At 36.6% G+C, this 23,753-nt stretch carries 25 protein-coding genes; 21 read left to right on the top strand and 4 right to left on the bottom strand.

The features are described from left to right. Positions 1-16 precede the first annotated feature (16 nt). The 12 genes from J5J03_RS11395 to J5J03_RS11340 all read left to right on the top strand — a co-directional run bounded on the left by J5J03_RS11395 (position 17) and on the right by J5J03_RS11340 (position 12,578). Positions 17-1,051, top strand: coding sequence for a FecCD family ABC transporter permease (locus tag J5J03_RS11395; protein WP_231710711.1), 1,035 nt, complete (start codon positions 17-19; stop codon positions 1,049-1,051). Next, on the top strand, positions 1,048-2,085 hold the full coding sequence (locus tag J5J03_RS11390; protein WP_208589641.1) for a FecCD family ABC transporter permease: 1,038 nt from the start codon (positions 1,048-1,050) through the stop codon (positions 2,083-2,085). The genes J5J03_RS11395 and J5J03_RS11390 overlap by 4 nt, the downstream gene beginning before the upstream one ends. Positions 2,086-2,106: 21 nt before the next feature. After that, positions 2,107-3,144 (top strand): NAD(P)/FAD-dependent oxidoreductase, encoded by a 1,038-nt coding sequence (locus tag J5J03_RS11385; RefSeq protein WP_208589639.1) that lies wholly within the window; start codon positions 2,107-2,109, stop codon positions 3,142-3,144. 41 nt (positions 3,145-3,185) lie between these two features. Then, positions 3,186-4,109, top strand: coding sequence for an iron-hydroxamate ABC transporter substrate-binding protein (locus J5J03_RS11380; RefSeq protein ID WP_208589722.1), 924 nt, complete (start codon positions 3,186-3,188; stop codon positions 4,107-4,109). Positions 4,110-4,964: 855 nt separating this feature from the next. Further along, positions 4,965-5,234, top strand: coding sequence for a 30S ribosomal protein S14 (rpsN, locus tag J5J03_RS11375; protein ID WP_208589637.1), 270 nt, complete (start codon positions 4,965-4,967; stop codon positions 5,232-5,234). 152 nt (positions 5,235-5,386) lie between these two features. After that, positions 5,387-6,349, top strand: coding sequence for a CobW family GTP-binding protein (locus J5J03_RS11370; RefSeq protein ID WP_208589634.1), 963 nt, complete (start codon positions 5,387-5,389; stop codon positions 6,347-6,349). A 48-nt stretch (positions 6,350-6,397) separates the two neighbouring features. Further along, the gene (locus tag J5J03_RS11365; protein WP_208589632.1) at positions 6,398-7,510 is read left to right on the top strand and encodes an NAD(P)/FAD-dependent oxidoreductase; all 1,113 of its coding nucleotides are present in this window, start codon (positions 6,398-6,400) and stop codon (positions 7,508-7,510) included. Beyond that, positions 7,504-9,177, top strand: coding sequence for a FeoB small GTPase domain-containing protein (locus tag J5J03_RS11360; protein WP_208589630.1), 1,674 nt, complete (start codon positions 7,504-7,506; stop codon positions 9,175-9,177). The genes J5J03_RS11365 and J5J03_RS11360 overlap by 7 nt, the downstream gene beginning before the upstream one ends. Positions 9,178-9,241: 64 nt before the next feature. Next, on the top strand, positions 9,242-10,432 hold the full coding sequence (locus J5J03_RS11355; RefSeq protein WP_208589628.1) for a GTP-binding protein: 1,191 nt from the start codon (positions 9,242-9,244) through the stop codon (positions 10,430-10,432). Between the two features lie 16 nt (positions 10,433-10,448). Then, positions 10,449-10,994, top strand: a complete 546-nt coding sequence (gene dcd / locus J5J03_RS11350; protein WP_208589626.1) for a dCTP deaminase — start codon at positions 10,449-10,451, stop codon at positions 10,992-10,994. Then, positions 10,994-12,163 carry a GTP-binding protein gene (locus tag J5J03_RS11345; RefSeq protein WP_208589625.1) on the top strand — a complete coding sequence of 390 codons (1,170 nt, stop codon included), beginning with the start codon at positions 10,994-10,996 and terminating at the stop codon, positions 12,161-12,163. Before dcd ends, J5J03_RS11345 begins: the two co-directional genes overlap by 1 nt. Before the next feature lie 70 nt (positions 12,164-12,233). Continuing rightward, positions 12,234-12,578, top strand: coding sequence for a CHY zinc finger protein (locus J5J03_RS11340; RefSeq protein WP_331460479.1), 345 nt, complete (start codon positions 12,234-12,236; stop codon positions 12,576-12,578). A 252-nt stretch (positions 12,579-12,830) separates the two neighbouring features. On the opposite strand, the gene J5J03_RS11335 is transcribed toward J5J03_RS11340, so the two are convergent. Further along, positions 12,831-13,586 (bottom strand): SDR family oxidoreductase, encoded by a 756-nt coding sequence (locus tag J5J03_RS11335; RefSeq protein WP_208589623.1) that lies wholly within the window; start codon positions 13,584-13,586, stop codon positions 12,831-12,833. Between the two features lie 396 nt (positions 13,587-13,982). Between J5J03_RS11335 and J5J03_RS11330 the strand changes: the two genes are divergently transcribed. The 3 genes from J5J03_RS11330 to J5J03_RS11320 are packed head-to-tail and all read left to right on the top strand — an operon-like array spanning position 13,983 to position 15,872. Continuing rightward, on the top strand, positions 13,983-14,480 hold the full coding sequence (locus tag J5J03_RS11330; protein WP_208589622.1) for a sigma-70 family RNA polymerase sigma factor: 498 nt from the start codon (positions 13,983-13,985) through the stop codon (positions 14,478-14,480). Next, entirely contained in the window at positions 14,473-15,567 is a 1,095-nt protein-coding gene (locus J5J03_RS11325) for an anti-sigma factor (RefSeq protein WP_208589621.1), read from the top strand. Before J5J03_RS11330 ends, J5J03_RS11325 begins: the two co-directional genes overlap by 8 nt. Continuing rightward, entirely contained in the window at positions 15,555-15,872 is a 318-nt protein-coding gene (locus tag J5J03_RS11320) for a hypothetical protein (protein WP_208589619.1), read from the top strand. The genes J5J03_RS11325 and J5J03_RS11320 overlap by 13 nt, the downstream gene beginning before the upstream one ends. A gap of 71 nt (positions 15,873-15,943) precedes the next feature. Here the strand turns inward: J5J03_RS11320 and J5J03_RS11315 are convergent, their stop codons facing one another. Then, positions 15,944-17,095, bottom strand: coding sequence for an oligogalacturonate lyase family protein (locus J5J03_RS11315; protein WP_208589617.1), 1,152 nt, complete (start codon positions 17,093-17,095; stop codon positions 15,944-15,946). A 252-nt stretch (positions 17,096-17,347) separates the two neighbouring features. Between J5J03_RS11315 and J5J03_RS11310 the strand changes: the two genes are divergently transcribed. Beyond that, the gene (locus J5J03_RS11310) at positions 17,348-18,073 is read left to right on the top strand and encodes a class I SAM-dependent methyltransferase (RefSeq protein ID WP_208589615.1); all 726 of its coding nucleotides are present in this window, start codon (positions 17,348-17,350) and stop codon (positions 18,071-18,073) included. A gap of 125 nt (positions 18,074-18,198) precedes the next feature. On the opposite strand, the gene J5J03_RS11305 is transcribed toward J5J03_RS11310, so the two are convergent. Continuing rightward, entirely contained in the window at positions 18,199-18,813 is a 615-nt protein-coding gene (locus tag J5J03_RS11305; RefSeq protein WP_208589613.1) for an NUDIX hydrolase, read from the bottom strand. Positions 18,814-18,963: 150 nt separating this feature from the next. Here J5J03_RS11305 and J5J03_RS11300 point away from each other — a divergent pair, with 150 nt between their 5' ends. The 5 genes from J5J03_RS11300 (at position 18,964) to J5J03_RS11280 (ending at position 22,976) form a co-directional block, all read left to right on the top strand. Further along, complete coding sequence (locus J5J03_RS11300; protein WP_208589611.1) at positions 18,964-19,434, top strand: DinB family protein; 471 nt, start codon at positions 18,964-18,966, stop codon at positions 19,432-19,434. Positions 19,435-19,734: 300 nt separating this feature from the next. After that, entirely contained in the window at positions 19,735-20,832 is a 1,098-nt protein-coding gene (locus J5J03_RS11295; RefSeq protein WP_208589609.1) for a C40 family peptidase, read from the top strand. Positions 20,833-21,089: 257 nt separating this feature from the next. Continuing rightward, positions 21,090-21,404 carry a PadR family transcriptional regulator gene (locus J5J03_RS11290; RefSeq protein ID WP_231710703.1) on the top strand — a complete coding sequence of 105 codons (315 nt, stop codon included), beginning with the start codon at positions 21,090-21,092 and terminating at the stop codon, positions 21,402-21,404. A 65-nt stretch (positions 21,405-21,469) separates the two neighbouring features. Then, entirely contained in the window at positions 21,470-22,291 is an 822-nt protein-coding gene (locus J5J03_RS11285) for an undecaprenyl-diphosphate phosphatase (protein WP_208589607.1), read from the top strand. A gap of 46 nt (positions 22,292-22,337) precedes the next feature. Next, positions 22,338-22,976: a hypothetical protein gene (locus J5J03_RS11280; RefSeq protein ID WP_208589605.1), complete on the top strand. Its 639-nt coding sequence runs from the start codon at positions 22,338-22,340 to the stop codon at positions 22,974-22,976. Positions 22,977-23,069: 93 nt separating this feature from the next. Here the strand turns inward: J5J03_RS11280 and J5J03_RS11275 are convergent, their stop codons facing one another. Next, on the bottom strand, positions 23,070-23,630 hold the full coding sequence (locus J5J03_RS11275; RefSeq protein ID WP_208589603.1) for a sugar O-acetyltransferase: 561 nt from the start codon (positions 23,628-23,630) through the stop codon (positions 23,070-23,072). Between the last annotated feature and the right edge of the window lie 123 nt (positions 23,631-23,753).

Below are 23,753 nucleotides of genomic sequence, written 5' to 3'. Positions count from 1 at the left end.
ATGGTCAAAGGAACAAATGGACGAAAAAGAACAATTAAAAAAAGTGAAAGACACGGCTCGTCCGACAGTTGGAATATTGATCCTAACTGTTGGAACGTTGTTACTCATTTTTTCGCTAGCACTGTCGATATCGCTAGGAGCAGCAGATATCGACTTCAAAACAGTTTGGGGGACGATATTTCATTTCAATCCTGATTTAGTGGATCATCAAATTATCTGGGAGCTGAGAATACCTAGGGTTATTGGAGCGGCAATCGTTGGCAGTTGTTTTGCAGTGTCTGGTGCATTGATGCAAGGGATGACACGAAATCCTTTAGCTGACTCTGGTTTGCTTGGATTAAATGCGGGAGCAGCTTTTATGTTGGCTTTATGTTTTGCTTTTTTTCCGGGCTTACCCTATTCCTACGTCATAGTATTCTCCTTTTTAGGAGCAGCATTAGGAGCAGGGATTGTGTACGGTGTTGGCTCTTTATCAGAAAATGGGTTGACACCAATTCGTTTAGTATTAGCAGGAGCAGCTGTTAGTGCTTTGTTAGGAGCGTTAAGTGAAGGTATAGCACTTTATTTCGAAATTGGTCAAGATTTAGCGTTCTGGTATGCCGGAGGTGTATCAGGTACAACTTGGGGACAATTGAAAGTGGTGACACCATGGTTATGTCTTGCTCTAATAGGAGCAATTGCTTTATCACGATCGATTACTATCTTAAGTCTTGGTGAAGAAGTAGCAATTGGACTTGGTGAGAGAATGGGTCGGGTCAAGTTATTAAGTGCTGTCCTCATCTTGATTTTAGCAGGAGCGGCCGTTTCGGTAGTTGGGGCTGTTAGCTTTGTTGGATTAATTGTACCTCACCTTGCTCGTCGCTTAGTAGGGCATGATTATCGCTGGATTATCCCTGCTTCGGCGATGTTAGGAGCATTACTTGTTGTGTTGGCAGATTTAACAGCAAGAATTATCAACCCTCCTTATGAAACACCAATCGGTGCACTAATTGCACTCTTAGGTGTGCCCTTCTTCTTGTATCTCGCAAGAAAAGGGGGAGGACACGTATGACGAACAAACAATGGAAAACGAAGAGTCAACTAAAAAAAGAAAGACAAGTAAAATTAACTGCTTTGATCATTTTTATCCTGATCAGTGTCTGTTTCTTTATTAGTTTAAATACTGGTCATATCCGGTTATCACCTCAAGAAACGCTCATGACTCTATTCGGTCAAGGTACAGAACAGCAATCGTTAATTTTATTTGATTTTCGCTTGCCACGTATGGTTATCGCGATTTTAGTAGGAATGGGTTTGGCGGTATCCGGGGCGGTATTACAAGGGGTTGTTCGCAATCCATTAGCAGAACCTGGCATCATCGGGATTAATGCGGGAGCAGGACTGGCGGTTATGCTATTCATTTCATTTTTCGCAACTGTATCAGACGCTCCGGTATTTGCGATGCCGATGATCGCGTTTATTGGTGCTGGAGGAGTAGCATTATTAATTTATATCTTGTCCTATAAACGTCATGAAGGAATTTCTCCTATTCGTCTTGTGCTTACCGGTATCGCGATTGCGGCTGGGATTGATGCATTAATGATTGTTTTGACTTTAAGACTTGATCCGGATAACTATCAATTTTTAGCTACATGGATAGCGGGTAGCATCTGGGGTTCCAATTGGAAATTTGTCCTTGCGTTATTGCCGTGGTTACTTGTATTTCTTCCATTCATCTATTCTAAATCTTCTGTTCTTAATATCTTAACGCTTGGCGATGAAACAGCTATCGGTTTAGGTGCACATATGGAAAGGGAGAGGCGGATCCTGTTAATATTAGCAGTTATTGTCGCTGCAGCTTGTGTTTCAGTAAGTGGTGGTATCGGTTTTGTTGGTTTAATAGCCCCCCATCTCACGCGACGGTTAGTTGGGGATAAACACGAATATATTATTCCGATTTCGGCAATGGTTGGTGGATTATTGCTGCTTGTTGCGGATACTTTAGGGCGATGGATGATGCAGCCATCCGAAATTCCAGCAGGTATTATTGTCGCCGTAATCGGTGCTCCATATTTCTTATACTTGCTTGCAAAAACGAAAGATTAAAAAAGAGAGGTGTTATTTATAATGGAAGATAACAAAGAGTTATATGACGTGACGATCATTGGTGGAGGACCCGCTGGATTATTTGCCGCTTTTTATGCAGGATTACGTGAAATGAAGGTGAAGGTGATTGAAGCACAGGATAGATTAGGAGGAAAAGTCCATGTTTATCCACAGAAAATGATTTGGGATGTCGGCGGGATGACACCTGTAACAGGTTCAGAGCTGATTGAACAAATGATAGAACAAGGACTTACCTTTGATCCGACAATTGAGCTCCAACAGACCATAACAAAAATGAATAAACTAGATTCTCAAATATTTGAATTAGAAACCGACCAACAAAAGAAACATTATTCTAAAACCGTGATCATGGCAGTCGGGGGAGGGGTAATTGATCCAATTAAACTCGATGTCGACAAAGCGTCAACTTTCGAAGATAGTAACTTGTTCTATAGTGTACAGTCCCTTAAAGATTTTAAAAATAAGACCATTTTGATATCAGGTGGAGGGCCATCTGCTGTAGATTGGGCTAATGAATTAGCTCCGATAGCAAAGAAAGTTCTATTAATCTATCGAGGTGACCAATTGAAGGGACATGAGGCCGACGTTTCAAAATTAGCGAAAAACAATGTTGAGTATCGGACGCATACAGAAATTACCGCACTACAAGGTGACGATCAGATTAATGAAGTGGTATTACTTCATAATCAAACAAAAAAGACGGACATTCTATCAGTAGATGCGGTTCTTGTAAATCATGGATATAATCGCAACCATCAATTGATGAATGAAAGTGGCCTGCAAATTGATTTGAAAGATAATTATTTTATTAAAGGCAATGTGCTGGGAGAATCAAATGTTCCAGGTTTATATGGTGCTGGAGATATTCTCTCACATGACGGTAAGCTGCACCTTATTGCCGGAGCTTTCCAAGATGCTGCAAATGCTGTGAATGGTGCGAAGCGTTACCTAGATCCCGAAGCACAAAAAGTAGCACTTGTGTCTTCTCACAATGACCGCTTTAAAGAAAAAAATAAAGAATATCTATATGTGAAGTAAATAATAATAGTTTTTTATAGAAAGGAACATGAAACATGAAAATGAAACATTTTTTCTTTATGATTATTTTAATTTCTAGTATTTTCGTAATAAGTGCTTGTGGTAGTGAATCAAGTGATCAGGCGGAATCAGCTACAACAGATGAAGAATCTTCAGATACGGTTACATATGATTCAGAGACTGGACCAGTAGAAATTCCAGCAGATCCACAACGGATCGTTGCTTTGACTAACGCACCTAATGTACATGCGCTAGATGGAAAGTTAGTCGGTGTTGACCAATGGACAAAATCCAATCCGCTTTTTGCAGATGAATTAGAAGATGTAGCTACTGTTTCAGAAAATGAGCCAGAAACTATTATGGCGCAAGAACCAGATCTAATCATTGCTGGATCTCACATGGAAAACCTTGAAGAACTAGAGAAAATTGCCCCTACCGTTATATATACTTGGGGAAAACTTGATTACCTGTCTCAGCAGGTGGAAATTGGAAAGTTACTGAATAAAGAAGAAGAGGCTCAGGAATGGGTTGATGATTTCGAACAACGTACAGCTAAAATTGGTGAAGAGATCAAAGCGGAATATGGGGAAGACGTTACAGTAACAGTGTTTGAAGTAGATGCGAAAAACTTCTATGTATTCGGTGATAATTGGGCACGAGGTACAGAAATCTTATATCAAGCAATGGATCTAAACATGCCTAAAAAAGTAAGTGAAGATGCATTAGAAGAAGGATATCATACGTTGTCATTAGAAGCTCTACCAGAATACGCGGGTGATTTTATCGTCGTTAGTAAAAAAACATCCGAGGATAATGAATTTATGGAAAGTGATACTTGGAACAATATCCCGGCCGTTCAGAACGATCGGGTAATAGAAATAGACCAAGATGCGTCTACGTACAGTGACCCAATCACACTTGATTATTTAACGGGAATTTTTGAAGAAGCTTTTCTAGGAGAATAATGATGAATATAGAGCTGCATCTTAAAAAAGAGAGACTTTTTAAGATGCAGTTTTTTAATAATAAGTAAAGAAACTATATAACCATTGATATTACAACCTTTATAAGCAAGTATCATAGGAAAAGGTGATTCAAAACATATATTTTAAGAAGCAAGAATAGCTATACAGATAGAGTTGCTATTTTGAAAGCTAGCTAGTGCAAGTTTAACCGCTACAGCTGACCGTTCGCTTTCCAAGAGTATGCTAACACTAAAGGAGTCAAAATGGTTGGCCTTCGCTATACTTTTCTTCTATAACGAATAACAGAAAAAGCATATCGGCTTTATACCCCCTATTAGTGATTTCCTATGTCATATCTGCACTTCACAGGAATAATAATCAAAGTTACCTGATCTGACAAATGTTGTAGCGTTCGCATTAAACGAAGAGCGCCCACTTCGTTTGGCCTGAAGATCCATTTTATTGAGCGGTTTTTTGTTTAGTTTTTCTGAAAGGTATGAAGGGAGAAGAGATAATAAACAAATCTAACTGAAGGTCAGAAAGATTTGTCATAAAAAACGATATAATAAACAAACCTCTGTGGAATCCAGAAAGATTTGTCGTAAAAAACGGTATAATAGACAAATCTCAACGAGTACCAGAAAGATTTGTAGTATACCACGCCATGTTCTGTTACCGATTAAGATGATCAATTCGCGAAAGATTAGCGGAAGTCATACGAAACATAAATCGTAATCATTACTATTTACATTTAAAATGAAATGTACTATAATGCAATAAAAGGCGTAATCATTACGATTTATAATTGTTTTGATATAAAGGATAAATTCTAATTATTGAAAGGGGTAAGATCAGATGGCTAAAAAATCTAAAATAGCAAAAGAGAAAAAACGCCAGAAAATGGTTGAACAATATGCAGCCTTGAGAAGAGAGTTAAAAGAGAAGGGTGATTATGAAGCACTTCGTAAATTGCCGCGAGACTCTTCTCCAACTCGCTTAAAAAGTCGTTGCGAAATTACTGGAAGACCAAGAGGTTACATGCGGAAATTTAAGATGTCACGTATTGCCTTTAGAGATTATGCTCATAAAGGACAAATACCAGGCGTGAAAAAATCTAGTTGGTAAGAGAGGTTATCATGGGGCAAATCGTCCTGTCAGAACCACACTGCTTTATTAACTGAGAGAATTAAAATAAGTAACAGGGGCATCTAAATTTTGTCCCTGTCTTATTTTTGATACAAAAATCCTTTGTACATAGTAAGAGGAGGGAAATTCCGTTGTCAAAAGAACAAACGATTCCGGTAACCATTTTAACTGGTTTTTTAGGTGCAGGTAAAACAACATTGCTGAATAACTTATTAAAGGACATGCCAGAACAGAAAGTTGCTGTCATTATTAATGAATTTGGTGACACATCCATTGATAGTCACTTGGTGGTTTCAACAAAGGAAGAAATTATTGAGATAAACAGTGGTTGTATTTGTTGTAATGTACGAGGAGATTTAATTCATATATTAAGTAATTTGATGGAACAAGAAAAAATAGATCGTGTTGTCATTGAAACAACAGGGATGGCTAATCCAGCTCCGGTTATTCAAACTTTTTTAATGGATGAACAAACAGCAAAATCATTCGAAATAGACAGTGTGATTACGATGGTCGATGCCAAGCATATCTGGCAACATCTAAAAGAAGAAGAACCAGGGCAACAAATCGCTTTTGCTGACGTACTGCTATTAAATAAAATCGATTTGATCACAGAAGATGACAAGCAAGAACTGGAACAACAGCTGATTAACATGAATCCACATGCAAAACGAATTTACACAACATATGCAGATGTAGAAAGCCAAGATTTAATAGGGAAAAAATCCTTTGAATTAGGTAATGTATTAAAAATGGATCCAAGCCTATTAGCCGAAAGACATCACCATCATCATAATGATCAAGTCACTTCTTTTGTTTTTCGAGAAGAACGTCCACTTGATTTAGAGAAAGTGAATAAATGGTTCGCCTATTTAGTGCAGTTTAAGGGAGAACATTTATATCGTTATAAAGGAGTGCTCCATATAAAGCAACTGGATAAAAGAGTTGTTTTCCAAGGTGTACATATGCTATTTGCAGGTACAGAAGGTTTTAAATGGGCGAATAATGAAAAGCGCCAAAGTGAGATAGTATTTATTGGGAAGAATCTCGATTATCAGGAGTTAGAGAGAGGTTTTCAATATTGTCTTGCTTAATTTTTTGCGACGCAAATCGAAATCATTATGATTTGAGGGGTGGTAATAATGAATAAAATATATGATGTCATCGTTGTAGGAGCTGGACCTTCCGGAATTGGTGTCGCCGCTTTATTACAACAAATGAACTGTATTTCCTATTTGATATTAGAAAAAGAAGAAGTAGGAGCATCTTTTCTGCGTTGGCCTAAGGAAATGAGGTTTATAACCCCTTCGTTTCCTGCGCAAGGGTTTGGACAGACAGATTTAAATGCCATTGTACCGAAAACTTCACCAGCTTACACATTAGATATGGAACATCCTACTGGTGAAGCATATGCAGATTATCTTGATATAGTGGCAGCGCATTTTACGCTTCCTATTGAAAAAGGAGTACAAGTAGATCAAATCTATAAAAAAGATGGTATTTTTTCGATAGATACGACCCAAGGGACATATCAAAGTCGCTATGTTATTTGGGCAGCAGGGCAGTATCAATATCCCGATTTAAAGTCTTTCCCAGGTGCAGAGCTTGGCGTGCACAATAGTTTAATTCCATCTTGGCAAGAGCTAGAAGGTGATGATTTTATTATCATCGGAGGTTATGAAAGTGGTATGGATGCCGCATTCCAATTAGGACGTTTAGGTAAGAAAACTACTTTAATAGCTAAAACAAATACTTGGGAAATTGATGATAGTGATCCAAGTATAGCTCTGTCTCCTTACACATATAGTCGTGTTCGTCATTTGTTAGGCTCCCATTTGTTAACGGTGGTTGGCGACACAATTGTCACAAGAATAGAGTCAGTGTCTTCGGGTTATGACGTTTATACAAGTAGAGGGAAAGTTTACTCAACAGCAGAGAAGCCCATATTAGCTACTGGTTTCTCGGGCAGTACATCGAAGATCGAAAATCTAGTCACACGTGGCGAGCATGGCGAAGTACTAGTCAATGAAAAAGATGAAGCTAAAACGACTCCTGGTTTATTTTTAGCAGGACCAGAACTTCGCCACGATGATCATATTTTCTGTTATATTTACAAATTTCGTCAGCGATTTGCAATCATAGCAGAAACGATTGGTAGCCAGTTAGGCTTAGATTTATCGATATTAGCAGAGTACAAACGAGAGAACTTCTATCTTGATGATCTTTCGATGTGTGGGGAGAGGTGTCAATGCTAGAAAGCGTGCAGTCTTCTGCTGCTTGTCCAATAGATGTGATGCTAGTAGGTTGTGAATCTGTTGGTAAATCAGGTTTGTTTCGCCATTTGACTGGTGAAAAACGCGCACTGACAAGTAATGTGAAAGGCTCCACCATAGCGGCCCTCACGGCGTCCTGTAAATTAAACAGTAATATGCGATTAACAGATTTACCAGGACTTCAATTCGATATGGACAGCATAAGTACACAGCTGACATTAGATCATTTAGAAGAGAATCAAACTATTCTATTAGTTGTTAAAGCAACGGAACTGAAGGAGGAGTTAATACAGTTACAGAAAGAATTGAATTTGAAAGGTAAACAAGTAGCTATTGTAGCAACTCACCAGGATAAATACCAGCCTTCTAACGCTGAACAAAAAAGAGTAAAGGAGTTGTTACAATTACCAGTTGTTTGGGTTAATGCTAGAAAAATGGACCAAGCAGAACAAGCAAAAGTAATCACATGTATCGAGCATGCTCGAAGTTGGGCTGTTACTGCAAGTATTCTTCGTTTTCTACCTTCAACACCTAATCCAGTTAATAAACTGATTCCGGTGTTCCGTTTGAGGTTAGTAGGACCAATGCTAGCTTGCCTGATTATACTGTCTATGTTTGCTTTACCAGTGTTTGCAGCCTATTTATTTGTCAGTTGGCTAGAACCGATTACAGATCAGTATCTGCTTACACCGATAACTGTATGGCTAGAGCAGACACCTGGCTTTTTAGCAAATGTATTGGTTGGTGATTATGGAGTCATTACCTTAGGTTGGTACTCGTTTCTCTGGGCATTTCCTGTTGTCTTGTTAATTAGCGTAACTACGACTATTACAGAAGAGATAGGTATACAAGAGCATTTAACAAATGCGTTAGATCCATGGCTTCGTAAAATTGGATTAACAGGAAGAGATTTGCTTCCTGTTATCACTGGTTTTGGTTGTAACGTTGTCGCAGTCATGCAAAGCAGAAGCTGTAGTAGCTGCACCCGAGTATCTTGTGTATCAATGCTTGCTTTTGGTTCAGCCTGCAGTTATCAAATAGGAGCAACGTTATCTATTTTCAATGCAGCACATGCTCCTTTATTATTTATTCCTTATTTGTTCTTCCTTTTTGTAGTTGGAGCTATTCATACAAGGATTTGGAACAGAACCACCACGAACGAGCTAACTAGAATTGCCCCCCTACCTTATTTACAAGGAATCAATTGGAGTTCATTTTGGTGGAAGGTTTCTAGTGTGATTAAACAATTTTTACTTCAAGCTATGCCGATTTTCTTGTTGATTTGTTTGATTGCATCTGTACTAGAAACAGTAGGAATATTATCCATTTTTAGTTGGCTTGCAATGCCGTTATTATATCTATTTTCATTACCAACAGATGTAGCACCTGGATTGATCTTTTCCTTTATTAGAAAGGATGGATTACTTGTCTTAAATGAGGGGCAGGGCAGTTTGTTCATGGATATGTCAATCAGTCAAATATTTATGCTTGTTTACTTAGCATCAACACTATCAGCTTGTCTTGTTACGTTATTTACTATCGGTAGAGAACTAAGTTGGAAGAATGCTTTATCCATTGCGTGGAAGCAAATGCTGACAAGTGTCGTTAGTGCAGCTTTTCTTGCTGCAGGACTATATTTCTTATCCTAAAGCATGACTTCCCTCAGTGGGGTTTTACCGACGATTAACACCGTTATAAAAGGAGGAGTAATAAATGAAAAAGATTCCTGTTACTGTACTAAGTGGATATTTAGGCGCTGGAAAAACTACGCTATTGAATCATGTCTTACATAACCGAGAAGGATTAAAGGTTGCGGTAATTGTCAATGACATGAGTGAAGTCAATATAGATAGTGAGTTAGTACAATCACAAGGTGGCTTTTCCCGTACCGAAGAAAAATTAGTAGAAATGTCTAATGGTTGTATTTGCTGTACATTACGAGAGGATTTATTGGTAGAAGTAGAAAGACTCGTGAAAAAAGGTGTTGTTGATTATATTTTGATTGAATCATCCGGAATTAGTGAGCCTGTTCCAGTTGCACAAACTTTCTCTTATATTGATGAAGAGATGGGAATTGATCTAACGAAATATTGCAGCTTGGATACGATGGTTACAGTTGTCGATGCTAATCGCTTTTGGCATGATTTCGGTTCAGGAGACAGCTTGCTAGAAAGACAACAAGCGGTAGGTGACGAAGATACGCGCAATATTGCCGATTTATTACTTGACCAAATTGAATTCTGTAATGTCCTTATTTTGAATAAAACAGATTTAGTGAAAGAGGAAGATCTACAGAAGTTAGAGAAAGTCATACGTAAGTTACAGCCTGAAGCGAAAATTATCCGAACCCAACATAGTAAGGTAGATCCAAAAGAAATAGTAAATACCCGTTTATTTGATTTTGAGAAAGCTAGTGAATCAGCTGGTTGGTTGAAGGAACTCAATGCTGGAGTAGAGAATCATACCCCGGAAACAGAGGAATACGGAATTAGTTCGTTCGTGTATACATCCAGACTGCCTTTTCACACGGAACGATTAATGAGCTGGTATCAAGATTTACCAAAAGAAATTGTTCGGATAAAAGGTGTGATATGGTGTGCGACTCATTATGATATGGCTTTATTGTTATCGCAAGCTGGTCCATCAGTATCGGTTGAACCGTTAGCCTATTGGGTAGCATCATTACCAAAAGGCCAACAAAAGGAAATTTTTAAGAATAATCCTGAAGTGAAAGATTTATGGGACGCTGATTTTGGAGATCGCCATACTAAGCTAGTTTTCATTGGAATGGATTTAGATGTTGAAGAAATAAAGAGCGAATTGGAACGTTGTTTGTTAAGTGAGTCAGAAATGACCGAAGATTGGTCGAAATTTAGAAATCCATTTAACTGGCGAATTTCTTAATTAGGGGTGAGAATAGGTGATTTTATCAGGACAAACGATTAAACAATTCATACACGATGAAATAATTTCAATTATTCCTTACAAGGATGTAAGCATACAGCCAGCGTCGATTGATTTATGTTTAGGAAAGCATTTCTTAGTAGTAGATGACATGTCTACCCTTTATTTATCTGTCGACAAGTCGGCAAGTTATCATGAAATGCAAGTAACAGATGGGGGAGTTGTCACGATTCCACCAAAGACTTTTATGTTAGGAACAACATTAGAGCAAATTCGTTTACCTGACCATTTAACGGCTTTTGTTGAAGGGAGAAGTTCCGTCGGAAGACTTGGTGTTTTTATTCAAAACGCGGGTTGGATTGATCCGGGCTTCTCCGGTCAAATCACTTTAGAGTTATTTAACGCAAATCGTGTACCTGTTCAATTAAAAGTCGGTATGCGGGTGTGTCAATTGGTAATAGCGCAAGTTGATCAAGCTACCGAAGGTTATAGTGGAAAGTATTTATTTCAAGAAGGTGCTACACCTAGTCGAGTGTATATGGATAGAGAGGAAGACAAGTAATGAGTAAAAAAATACCGGTAACAGTTTTAAGCGGATTTTTAGGAGCTGGTAAGACAACTTTACTTAATCATCTCCTGAAAAATCAGCATGGATTAAAAATAGCGATTATCGTTAACGATATGAGCGAAATTAATGTGGACGCAAAGCTTGTGAAAGAAGGTGGCTTTGTGAGAACAGCAGAAAATATGGTAGAAATGACAAATGGCTGTATTTGCTGCACACTACGAGAAGATTTAGTAGTGGAATTAGAGAAATTGGCAAAACTGGATATGGATTATGTGTTAATCGAATCAAGTGGTGTGTCTGAGCCTATTCCAGTAGCACAAAGTTTTGTCTATCATGATGAAGAATTAGGAATAGACTTAAATAACTTTTTCCAACTTGATACCATGGTAACAGTTGTCAATGGTCAGCAGTTTTGGGAAGATTATCAATCGGAGGATTTATTAATCGACAGGCAATTACACGTTTCCGATGATGATGAAAGAGGTATTGTTGATTTACTAATTGATCAAATTGAGTTTGCGAATGTGATGGTTTTAAATAAAATAGATAGGCTGTCTGACAGTGAAGTAACAAAATTAAACAACTTGCTTACTAAATTAAATCCGGAAGCAAAGATTATTCCGACAAGCTTTGGACAAATTGATCCATTACAGGTACTTCATACTAATCATTTTAATTTTGAAGAGGCAAGTCAAGGAGCAGGCTGGATTAAGGAATTGAATGAGGAGCATACCCCGGAAACGGAAGAGTATGGTATTAGTTCATTTGTTTATAGAAGCAGGAAAGCCTTCCACCCAGAGCGTTTTCATCAATGGTTGGAAAATTGGCCATCAGAAATTATTCGGGCAAAAGGTTTCTTTTGGTTAGTGACAAGAAATGAAGTTGCAGGACTCTTGTCACAAGCGGGATCGATGTTAACTTTAGAAGGTGCAGGTAGGTGGTTAGCTAGCTACACTGAAGAGGAACAAGAAAAATTAAAGGCACAGGACCCTGCATTGTTTGAAGGGTGGAATGAACAAACAGGAGATAGAATGACAGAGCTTGTTTTTATTGGGAGTAATATGGATAAGGAAGCTATTATTAATTCATTGAATGCGTGTTTAGTAACCGAAGAAGAAAAAGAGAATCATTCCTTTAAGGATCCATTACCTTCGTTTGTTTAAGTGGTGTTGCTTGGATATTTCTAAGCAACACTTTTTTGCATCGTGTAATAAAATATGAGAATATTTGATTATGCTACAAAGAAGCCATAAAAGAGGTGTAATGATGGAGATACTTGGATTCCCTGTTGACTCTGCAGGTAGGTGTAAACATTATCATGGGAAAAATGATATTGTATCGATCAAGTTTAAATGTTGTAATAGCTATTATCCTTGTTATAAATGCCATGATGCAAGTACTGACCATGAGCGACAAATTTGGGTAAAGGAAGAGTTTAATGAAAAAGCAATACTTTGTGGTAATTGTTTTCATGAATTAACAATAAACGAATATATCCAAAATCAAAAGTGTAGTAATTGTAATGCACCATTTAATCCCAATTGTGCGAATCATTACAGTAAATACTTTGAAATGTGAAATACTAATATTCGGCGCCACCTCTCATATGAAGTCGATCTATTGATTACTCTATTATATGTAAGTCTAATAGAGATTTTCGACAAGCCTTTTAATAAATCAAGAAGTATTATTCTGAAGATAAATGAAAAGCATCCATTTCGAATTTTTCGAAATGGATGCTTTTTGTATTATTGAATTTAATTAAGCAAATAGACAAATAGGGCTATACTAATGAGTGATCTAAAACAGTTCATCAATTAGCCTATTTCATTAACCTCTAATAAACCCACCTTCAGAATTTATAACCTGTCCTGTTATCCATGCAGCTTCATCACTTGCAAGAAATCTAATGATACGAGCCACATCTTCTGGTCTACCAATTCGCCCCATAGGAAACTTAGGTAAAAGTGTATTTCTTATTTCATCTGTCATCCAAGTTGAATCAGTTGGCCCTGGATTAACAGCATTAACCGTTATTCCCAATGGTGCAAGTTCCTGTGATAATGATCTAGTAAAGCTAGAAATGGCGCCTTTAGTTGCTGCATAAGCTAACTCTCCCGTCATAGGTCCGAGATCTTGTCCTGAGGTCATATTGATCATTCTTCCTGTATCTAAATTAGATTTTTCAAACAGACGAGCAAATTCGACACAAAGGAGAAAAGTTGATCGCATATTGACTACATAATGGTCATCAAGCGTTTTGGCATCTAATTGTACATAACCATCCCTTGTTGAATGGGCCGCATTGTTTACCAATATTGATGGTAAACCAAGCTTATCGGTAACTGTATCAAGCATTTCAATAGCTGCATTTGCGTGAGATAAGTCTATTTCCAAACTTTCGCAACGCACATCCATTTCTCTTATCTCTTGTTGAAATGTTTTTTTCCAATCGGAGTTTGCTTTCCAGTACGTAAAGAAAATATCAATACCTTCAGCAGCTAGCTTACGACAGATAGCTGTTCCCATATCCTTATCGCTACTTGCTCCCGTAATTAGTGCCACTTTACGTTGAAACTGACTCATTTTATATACCCCCTGATTTTTAGGGATACTCGCTAAGGGGCAATAGAGATGTAACAGTCTCATATAACAAAAGCAGATCCACATGGGATCTGCTTAGTCAATGGATATTCATACCTCCACACCGCGCATCCCTGTAATGAATAGCATGCAATAAATAGACATACCTATCCCTTTAGCGTTCTGGATAAGCAGTTATTTATTTTGATACATCATTCATTACAGAATTGGACACATGTAGAAGAATTCCCCTTTCGATACATCTCTATCTTTATCTTATATATGTTCGGGTAAAAAAACAATACAATTCCATAGTATCAGAGAAAAAAAGGAAAAAATATAAAAAAGTGCAACTTTAAAGATTTAATATCCGTTTGTTTAGTGAAGGGGGGAGAAAAATTGGATATTCAACAACTATATAAATTATATATCCATGATGTCTATAGATATCTTCTCTCCCTTTGTAAGGATAAGGGTTTAGCAGAGGATTTAACACAAGATACATTTATGAAAGCATACCAAGCGTTAGATAGCAGTCCGCCAAAGGCTCTTAAATCCTGGTTAATAAAAATAGCTTACTATACATTTATTGACTATAAGAGGCGAATGAGAAAAATGGACTATCAACCACCAGATTATTTTATAACTTTTTCATCCGACAATACTGTAGAAACGGAATGGCAAAAAAATACCGACAAAGAGGAATTGTATTGGAAGCTAGAGCAATTAAAGCCGATACAGAAAAAAGCGATAGTATTGTGTGACTTACAAGGGTTTTCTTATAAAGAAGCAGCTTCAATTCTAGCTATAAAAGAAAATACATTAAAAACCCATATTTTTAGAGGAAGAGGGAAACTTAGACAGCTCTATAGGAAAGGGAGTGTCGAGAATGAGTGATGAATGGAAAAATAAATTACAAAAATATTATGAAGGAAATCTCACAGAGGAAGAAGCGGAAGAAGTCGAAAGAGATCTAGAAAAATTAAATGCTTATCAGGAAGTTATCTCAGAGGAATTAGATGCTGAAGCTGAGTACCAGCCTGATGACCTACCACCTGAAAAAGTGAATAAGATTCTCAATAATAGCATGCGAAATGCAAAGTTTTCCTTAGCGGCATACGTCATCATGATTCTTTTGTTAATTTATCCGATCCTCACACTAGCTAGTTATATTTACTATGCATGGAATCAAAAGGCAGAAGACCTTATCCAAGTTCCGATTCAAACCGTTTATATAACAGAACCAAATGTCAGTTTAGAAGAAATGGATATCGAGAGAGCGTTTGGGTTATTTACATTTGAAGTTACAATGGATTTATATAAAAGAGTAGGAAAAAGTGATATCAAACAAGGCGATTGGGAAGTAACTTATCAATATGATGATGCCGAATTCCCTCAGAGAAATTATATATCAGAAAATCCGCCAGAAGCTATTCCTTATTATGATACGAAAAAACTCTATCATCCAGAAGCAGCCATAACCAATCGAGATATGGCTGCATGGAATAGATTAGAAAGGCTCCCGGAAGGAACAGTTGCTGAAGTATATGTATCGTTGGATGAGTTAATCCAACCTGAAAATGCCAAAGAGGTCATAGAAGATGTTGATGTGGAATGGAGATGGTATGCTATTGACACTGGTTTAGAGGCATCAGGGAAAAGTCTTGATGGAGGCTATTTAGCTCCAATTGGGTATCCTGCCCAGCCAGATCCGGATGCATGGTCTCCATACAATGGGAGAGAGCCAAATGATGAACAATTTATGGAGAGTCTTGTGTTTCTTAAAGAATATGAAGAACAGGCAACTAACATTGCGCATGCAAAATGGTTAGATCTAGATTATCGTATTAATTATATCGAAAAACATGGGCTGCATGCCTATGGAGGAGTCATTACGGGTCCTGCTAAAGAAATTTTACAGTTAAGAGACAACGAATCCATTCGAACGATATCGATTGGGGAGGTTCGGTTATGGAATTGGTAAAACGAAGTAACAGCAAAAAACCAAAGCTACGAGAGACAAGGTTAAGCATATTCTCATTTATTTGTGCCTTATTAACCTTAGCCTATTTTAATATGATGTTAATGACGTCCATTGGTTTACCGTTGTTTTCTAATGTATTTCTGTTGATTGTTCCCGTTCTAGGGGTTATTTCTGGACTATTGAGTTTTACAAGATTAAAGTATAAAAATACATTTGCTTGGTGGTCGCTCGGCTTATTTCTATTTATCTTCGTAAGTGTGGTAGTGGTTGGCTTCATTGAATTAGCTACTTATACGAAGCCATAAATTGCTTAAATCCAAAAAAAATAACAAGCATTCATTTCGTAAAAATATTTTCAAAATGAATGCTATGTTAGTTAATGATTATTTGCATCAAAATCTGGTAAACTTTCAAAACGCTCCGGCAAATCAATTAAATACAGATTCCCGTAGCCATTTTTATCACTAGTAAACAACAATTTCGTGCCATCTGGGTTAAATTGTGGATGGGCATGTACCTTTTGTACATGGAAACTGCAACGATGTTCACATAATATTTTTGGATTGGAAAACGTACCATCAACCTGTTCCCAGACAATTAACTTATCGAGCGGTGATCTACCATCTATTACAACCTTCGAAAATCCGTGAGAATGTGCATGCCAATTGCGGAATGAAAACTCTATCTCTTCCAGATCTGTATTGCGATAGTGTATTTTTCCGAAAAAGGCAGTTCCATTTTCCCTGAACCCATGATACCCGATATGTTCACCATCTGGATACCAGTATTCATGCCCAACCATCTCACGAGGTTCCTTTCTTTCACGAATCTTCCATACTTCTTTTGTTTCCAAATTAAGTCCCCATATCCGATGGTCGACAAGATGCCACGGACCTTCATGGCAGAATGTGATCAGATTATGATGGGTAGGTGAAGTATTGATATGTGTGATGAAGTTATGATCATCAAATACTATGGTAGACTCACCATCTTCAATCTTTATTTGAAGAATTTGCGAGTAAGGCTTTGCTTCCATTAATTCACGATGACCTACATAGCCATTTTTTAAATCAATTGGAAATTTGTTTTTAAAATCTTCATGTTGACATGTAATAATATATTTCCCATCTGCAGTACAGTTAATATTACCTCCAACTAGTGATGGGTCTCCTTCATGAATCACTCTTTCTTTCAAGGTGATTAAATCAATTTCGATAATTTGATGTTCTTTTCTGAAGAAAGCGAATTGTCCATTTGGATGTAAGCAAGCGGGTAAACTACCATATGTCGTATCGTGATCGGTCAATTGTACAATCTCTCCAGTGGATACATTCACGCTAAATAAATTGGTTTTATTCTCTCGATCCGAGCAAAACAATATCTTATTACCATTATCGTACCAACCGTTTTCTGTAAAATAGAGGTGATGACTGTGACCAGTATAATCTGTTAATTGTGTAATGGTTACTCCCGAAAAGCGATCTTTATATCTTTTCCATTCTGCTGGCCATACGGTACTTTTGGACATAGAATTCCAACCCTTTCTTTTTTAGAAAATTTCCTTACCTAAATGTAATCGTATTCATTTTTGATTTAAAAAGAAGTCTTAGTCATAATTTCATTTTAAGCTATCCTTTCATTTTACTCAAAGGATTTAGTGAATTCGGTTCGAAATATAGGTAACTTCACATTTTGCTCCAATTATTGATATTATATAGAAAAGAGGTAAGGTAATTAGAAATAACTTCCTGTATCCGATAACAGATGTGGAGGGGAGTAAATGGACAGGATAAAATTTATTCGTAAGGAAGAAAAGAAGTATCACGACCATTGTTACGATAATTATCGATTGTTTGAGAAAGGCTCGTGGTTATACAAACCGGTGAAGTCAGTAATGGAATCTATAGCATTACTTGAAGGTAAAGCTCCTTTAAATGTTTTGGATTTGGGTGCAGGTGTGGGAAGAAATAGTATTCCAATTGCTGAGGAAATCAAAGACAAAGGTGGAAGAGTTGTTTGTGTTGATTTACTAGATTCAGCAATAGAGAAATTAATAGAATACAGTAAAGAGTTTGATGTGGCAGACATTATTGAAACAGAAAAAGCCGATATTGACCAATATTCCATAAAAGAAGAGGAATATGATGTGATTGTTGCGGTATCAAGCTTAGAACATGTTAGTTCCGAGAATATTCTGGAAAGAGTTCTTAATCAGATGACTCAAGGTACCAAAAAAGGTGGTATAAATTGCATTATCATCAATTCCGAAATAGAAGAGATTGAAATCGAAACAAATAAGCGACATGATGCATTAATGGAGGTCAACCTTACAACAGACCGAATGATCGATAAGTTAACTAACAATTATAAGGGATGGAAGGTCGTCAAACAGTTAGTAAGACCATTGGAATATCAGATTGTACGTGATGAGAAACCCGTTCTATTAAAATCGAATGTAATCACATTTGTGGTACATCAAAATAGTAATGAATGTTCTAGATTTTAATCAAGACTCACATGCAACTCTCCGGATGCTTGGAGGATTTTTTTACTTTTTTCAGTGAGAAAATCATAAGTTTGTGTCATTTTTCCTCCTCAACAACCGCTAAGTAAGTCCAGTGATTCTAATTATTATTTGTTATCAACAATCCACTTCACAACTTGTTGGAAATATGCTTTTCGATGGGGAACAATATCTTTTAAACTTACCTTTTTGTTAATGACGGTTCTCTCCCCGAGTTCATTTATTTCCCAACCATCTACTCTAATTTCCTTTTTCTGATCAAAGCACAAATTATAGAAATCATGAAACGTTGCCTTCACAATCCCAGCAACCTCTTCTTGTTGCAAGTTAAACTGATCGGTTTCTTTTACACGGTATAGAAAGACATTTGCCCACTCTCTGTCCAAAAAGCTATTTGTTTCAATGGGATCTTCGATAACGCCTAATGATAGTAAATGATTCCAATCTACATCAACCCCAAGTTCTTCCTCTATTTCTCTAACACCATCTGCAACAGTTTCCGTTGCTAATAAATGGCCAGCAGCAGTTATGTCAAAAAGGTTAGGGAAATCCTTTTTATCATTGCTGCGTTTTTGCAAATAAATATAATCTATACCATCATGGTTATCAACGAACCAGCATTGAAATGTTTCATGCCAATACCCGTTCTTATGCACTTCATCCCTATCTGCTACGCCTATTTCATTGCGATTCTCATCATAAATTGTCAGTTTTTCACTCATTTACCTACTCCACCTATAATATATTTTGTCTGTATATGTTAGTATATCATAGAACAGATTAACGCTTACCATTAAATGGGTATTATCACCTGTTTGTCGGACCAACTACCGTTTAATCATATGCGTAAAATAAACATAGGAGTGAGTAAAATGAACACAAAGGAATTTATTTTGAACCAATTTGAAGCTTGTTATAACAGGGATACTTGGTTTGTATCTTTGAAGACTGCGCTAGAGGGGGTAAGTTCTTATCAAGCTTCTTACAAAAGTGAAAATTCTACCCATTCTATAATGGAGATTGTACATCACGTATACTTTTATAATCTATTAGAATTAAATCGATTCAAAGATATAGCTGAAGATGTAAGTGTCAAAGACAATAAGACAACATTTAGTGTGGCAAGCGAGATGAGTTGGGAATTACTGGTGAACAAATTATTTACTATAATGAAAGATTGGATAGATGAACTAAAACGATGTGATGAAGAATATATAGAAAGGCATTCACAAAGTCTTACTTACATAAACTTACACATTGCCTATCACATTGGACAAATTTTGCAAATTCGAAAAAGCCGTGGAATATGGGATGAGAATAAAGGGATTAACTACACTGTATGATGATTCATTATTACAGTGGTCTGCCACATACTTCAGAAATTGACGTGAGTCTTTCTGCTCATTTCTAGTTATCTCCTATTTTTCGGGAAAGTTTAACAATTTTTTTAATAATTTCTCTATTTATCTATCAATTTTTTCTAAAAAAAGATATAATATCCTCAAGTAGATTTAAAATAAAGTCACGTGTGTTAGTATAAAAGTCATGCCATACTTTTTCGATTAGATGAATATACGTGTGTATTAATCGAGCTTTATTTTAAATCAACGCCACATTTTTTAGAAAATAGGAGGATATGGAAATTGGCAAATAAAAAAGTGGTTATGTCGGTTACCTTAGGTGCAGCGATTGCAGCAGCAATGGTAGGTGCAGATGAAGCAGAAGCTGCATCATATAAAGTCAAAAGTGGAGATTCATTATGGAAGATAGCACAAAAATATGACACCAATGTACAATCATTAATCGACATCAATAAGCTCACTTCAGATGTCATTTATCCGAATCAAATTCTACAAACTAGCAAAAACTCTTCAAGTAGTAGTAATACAAGTAGTAGTAATACTAAAAATAAAGACAATGAGAGTAGCCAAACAGAACAATCCAGTTCTACCAAGAAGTATACCGTGAAAAGCGGAGATACGTTAAGTGCGATTGCATCCAAACATAGTATTTCACTTAACGATCTAATGAAATGGAATGATTTAGATACTACATTAATTTATCCAGGAAATGTTTTTGTTGTTGCAGAACCTACTAAAACTAGTAGCAGTTCTAAAAACAATAACACTTCCACTTCTAAGTCGAAACCTAAAGAACAAAGTGTTGGGTCTTCTATTGTGTACGTTGTAAAATCTGGTGACACACTATCTCATATTGGAGCAAAGCACAGTGTGACAGTTGCCAATCTGAAGAAATGGAATAATTTAAGCTCAGATACAATCTATATCGGGCAAAAATTAAACATCGGAGAAGCAAAAAGCAGTGGGTCCTCTTCCAAGAATAGTAGTTCTAGTGACAAGTCAACTGTTGATGTAGAATACAATGTTGACAAGCTTATTGAAGTAGCGACAGGTTTGAAAGGCACTGGTTATGCATGGGGTGGAGCAACTCCAAGTGGATTCGATTGTAGTGGATACATATATTATGTTTACAAGGAAGCTGGTATGGATATTCGCCGTCTTTCCAGTTCTGGATACTATGATCGTTCCTATTATGTGAATAATCCAAAAGTAGGAGACCTAGTATTCTTTGAAGGAACCTATAAATCTGGTATCTCTCATATGGGGATCTATTTAGGAGATAATAAGTTTATCCATGCAAGTTCCAATGGGGTTGTGATTACTAGTCTGGATAATTCTTATTGGAAGAAACACTTTGAAAGTTTTAAGAGATTCTATTAAAAATGAAAGAACGATATAGCTCTTTGTGAATGAATTTCTCTCGCGAAACAGGAAGTAAAATAGAGCTGCCACCAATAGGTGGCAGCTCTTTATATTTTTTCTGAAATTCTAAAATGTCATTGAAAATCTATTATTATTATGAAATCCAATAGTGTATCCATAGGTTATATTTTTAGGAATTACCTTGTATTATTAAGTAATGTGCAGTATACTGAAATTACTTAATATTACAAGGTAATTGTGTAGGGGGTAGATCATTGAATAAGGAAATGCTGAAAGGTACTATTGATCTTCTTATACTTTCACTTCTGCAGGATAAGGAAGGATATGGATACGAGATATCCAAACGGATTAAAGATAAATCTGATGGTTCCTTCAATATACAAGAAGCAACTCTCTATTTGTCATTAAAACGTTTAGAGAAAAACGGCGCTATTACTTCTTACTGGGGGAAAGAGAGTCAAGGAGGTAAACGAAAATATTACTCAATAACTGAACTGGGACAGCAACAGTATAACCAGTATAAAAAAGACTGGGAGCTTATGGCTCAGTTAGTACAACGCTTTATATAAAAAAGTTTATATTACGCTAAAAGTTTGGGCATGTTGCCTTAGGAAAAATGAAGGAGGATCTAATAATGGAAGGTTTTACAGAATTATGGACAGTGATAAAGTATTTATTGTTAGGTTTAACACAAGGGATCACGGAGCCTATTCCGATCTCTTCAAGCGGTCACCTTATCATTTTACGAGAGCTTTTTGGTATTGAAGCAACCGGGCTTTCATTTGAAATATTTGTTAATTTCGCTTCTCTCTTAGCGGTTCTTGTTATCTACAGAACAGATATAGTTCGCTTAGCGAAAAATGGTGTGCAATTTCTTGTAACTCGTAAGTATGAGCAAAAGAGCGATTTTCAATTTATTGTATATTTAATTATTGCTACTATTCCTGTTGGTGTCATTGGCGTACTGTTTGGAGATGTAATTAGTGAATGGCTAAGCAATACAAAAGTTGTGGGTGTTACTTTACTCATTACTGCAGTTGCATTATGGATGATTCGAAACCTCAAGGGTAGAAAATACGACGGAGATCTATCAATAAAAGATTCGATTATTGTGGGTTTTGCCCAGGCAATAGCTGTAACGCCAGGGATCAGTCGTTCAGGAGCGTCGATTGTAGGGGCTATGCTTGTAGGGATGAAACAGGAAACAGCGTTAAGGTTTGCGTTCTTACTTTATATTCCAGTAAGTCTTGGTACAGGAATTTTGGAAATACCCGAAATTGTAAATGATCCAAATTTTTCGGAATTAATAATTCCATATGCGGTTGCGTTTGTAGCCACTTTCATTGCCACTTTATTTTCTCTAAGATGGTTTATTAATATCATGACAAGAGGTAATTTAGGCTACTTTTCCTATTATTGTTTGATAGTCGGAGTTCTTGTCATCCTATTCTTGTAGGATAAAAAAGACTAGTCTAAAATCGTTCAACGTGGAGGAATGTAATGTGAAACATTTCATCAAAAAATTACTTTATCTAAAGGACATAAAATATAGTTGGCTACTATTTATATCAATATTAGTATTCACCACTACTATATATATGGATCTAGCGTTTCATCAGACTGGATCGCCCAAGGTTGCACTAGTTGCCTACGCAATTAGCCTTTTAATTGTCTTTGCTTGGGCGGTGTTCAATTATATTGGTCATATTCGTCTAAATGGTATGTACAAAAGGAATAACAATATTAAAGCATTTGTTGATAATCTCGTATTATCCAATGATGAAAGATTAGAGTTACAAGCATATCTAGAAGACTATTCTCAAGATCTAATAGAGCAGGGGATGACAAAAGAAGATGCGATCATAGCTGCTATAAACGAATTTAAAGTGAATGAGTTTTCTTCCATATCCAAAAACACTCAAATTTTCAACATGCATGCTCATTATTATTTAGGGGGATATGCGTTGTTAGGAATAACCGCATCGCTCATATTGCTAGTGATATCAAATGTGCTTACAGATCCGCCATTAATTAGTATCGTACTTGAAGTAACATTCATGTTATATGGAATTGGCTTTTTCGGCCTTTTCTTTGTGTATAAACTGATGGATATCTTCATTCACAAAAAGCTGACAATATAATATAAAAAACCTGAAGAGACTGTCACTTCAGGTTTTATCTTTTTCCAGTTGGTGGTGTGTAGAGAATGAAAAATGATACCTGAAATGAATCAGCTACACCTGTATTGGTTTAATAATCTTTGCCGGATTACCACCTGCGACAACATTACTAGGTACATCCTTGGTGACTACCGCTCCGGATGTAATTACGACATTGTCGCCAATGGTTACACCGGGATTAATGATTGCTCCACCACCAAACCATACATTATTGCCAATCGTAATTGGTTTTGCATATTCTTTGCCAGAATTACGATCGTCAGGGTGAAGTGGATGTGTTGCTGTATAGATTTGAACGTTAGGACCTAACATGCAATTATCACCAAAGCGGACTTCGCAAACATCTAAAATCGTACAGTCAAAATTAGCAAAAAAATGGTTACCAACATAAGTGTTATAACCATAATCAAAGCGTATATTAGGTTCCATAAATACACCTTCACCAGAAGAACCTAGTAATTCTTTCAATAGCTTTTCTCGTTTATTAGTTTCCTTTTCCGTAGTATGATTATATTCTCTCACCAATTTTCTTACATACTCTCGATCACTCCATAATTGTGGGTCAGATGGATTGTACATTTCGCCTGCTAGCATTTTTTCCTTTTCTGTTTTCATTAATATACACTTCCTTTAGTTAAAATAAGTTCTGAAAATACGATGGCATATATATGTAGTTGTATCTATTGTATCTATTGTATCTATTTCCCCCTTTTTTTTACAGAATAAGTTTGTGTTAAG

It is taken from the genome of Gracilibacillus suaedae (assembly GCF_017599345.1).
Lineage (GTDB): Bacteria > Bacillota > Bacilli > Bacillales > Amphibacillaceae > Gracilibacillus > Gracilibacillus suaedae.
The sequence above is the reverse complement of the archived record's forward strand: the minus strand, read 5'-3'. Positions and strand labels throughout refer to the sequence as shown.

What these genes read in the sequence shown, in the direction of transcription:
- J5J03_RS11395 (WP_231710711.1), top strand. Translation starts at nt 17, where the DNA reads ATGGACGAAAAAGAACAATTAAAAAAAGTGAAAGACACGGCTCGTCCG.
- J5J03_RS11390 (WP_208589641.1), top strand. Translation starts at nt 1,048, where the DNA reads ATGACGAACAAACAATGGAAAACGAAGAGTCAACTAAAAAAAGAAAGA.
- J5J03_RS11385 (WP_208589639.1), top strand. Translation starts at nt 2,107, where the DNA reads ATGGAAGATAACAAAGAGTTATATGACGTGACGATCATTGGTGGAGGA.
- J5J03_RS11380 (WP_208589722.1), top strand. Translation starts at nt 3,186, where the DNA reads ATGAAACATTTTTTCTTTATGATTATTTTAATTTCTAGTATTTTCGTA.
- rpsN (WP_208589637.1), top strand. Translation starts at nt 4,965, where the DNA reads ATGGCTAAAAAATCTAAAATAGCAAAAGAGAAAAAACGCCAGAAAATG.
- J5J03_RS11365 (WP_208589632.1), top strand. Translation starts at nt 6,398, where the DNA reads ATGAATAAAATATATGATGTCATCGTTGTAGGAGCTGGACCTTCCGGA.
- J5J03_RS11360 (WP_208589630.1), top strand. Translation starts at nt 7,504, where the DNA reads ATGCTAGAAAGCGTGCAGTCTTCTGCTGCTTGTCCAATAGATGTGATG.
- J5J03_RS11355 (WP_208589628.1), top strand. Translation starts at nt 9,242, where the DNA reads ATGAAAAAGATTCCTGTTACTGTACTAAGTGGATATTTAGGCGCTGGA.
- J5J03_RS11345 (WP_208589625.1), top strand. Translation starts at nt 10,994, where the DNA reads ATGAGTAAAAAAATACCGGTAACAGTTTTAAGCGGATTTTTAGGAGCT.
- J5J03_RS11340 (WP_331460479.1), top strand. Translation starts at nt 12,234, where the DNA reads ATGCTACAAAGAAGCCATAAAAGAGGTGTAATGATGGAGATACTTGGA.
- J5J03_RS11335 (WP_208589623.1), bottom strand. Translation starts at nt 13,586, where the DNA reads ATGAGTCAGTTTCAACGTAAAGTGGCACTAATTACGGGAGCAAGTAGC.
- J5J03_RS11325 (WP_208589621.1), top strand. Translation starts at nt 14,473, where the DNA reads ATGAGTGATGAATGGAAAAATAAATTACAAAAATATTATGAAGGAAAT.
- J5J03_RS11320 (WP_208589619.1), top strand. Translation starts at nt 15,555, where the DNA reads ATGGAATTGGTAAAACGAAGTAACAGCAAAAAACCAAAGCTACGAGAG.
- J5J03_RS11315 (WP_208589617.1), bottom strand. Translation starts at nt 17,095, where the DNA reads ATGTCCAAAAGTACCGTATGGCCAGCAGAATGGAAAAGATATAAAGAT.
- J5J03_RS11310 (WP_208589615.1), top strand. Translation starts at nt 17,348, where the DNA reads ATGGACAGGATAAAATTTATTCGTAAGGAAGAAAAGAAGTATCACGAC.
- J5J03_RS11305 (WP_208589613.1), bottom strand. Translation starts at nt 18,813, where the DNA reads ATGAGTGAAAAACTGACAATTTATGATGAGAATCGCAATGAAATAGGC.
- J5J03_RS11300 (WP_208589611.1), top strand. Translation starts at nt 18,964, where the DNA reads ATGAACACAAAGGAATTTATTTTGAACCAATTTGAAGCTTGTTATAAC.
- J5J03_RS11285 (WP_208589607.1), top strand. Translation starts at nt 21,470, where the DNA reads ATGGAAGGTTTTACAGAATTATGGACAGTGATAAAGTATTTATTGTTA.
- J5J03_RS11275 (WP_208589603.1), bottom strand. Translation starts at nt 23,630, where the DNA reads ATGAAAACAGAAAAGGAAAAAATGCTAGCAGGCGAAATGTACAATCCA.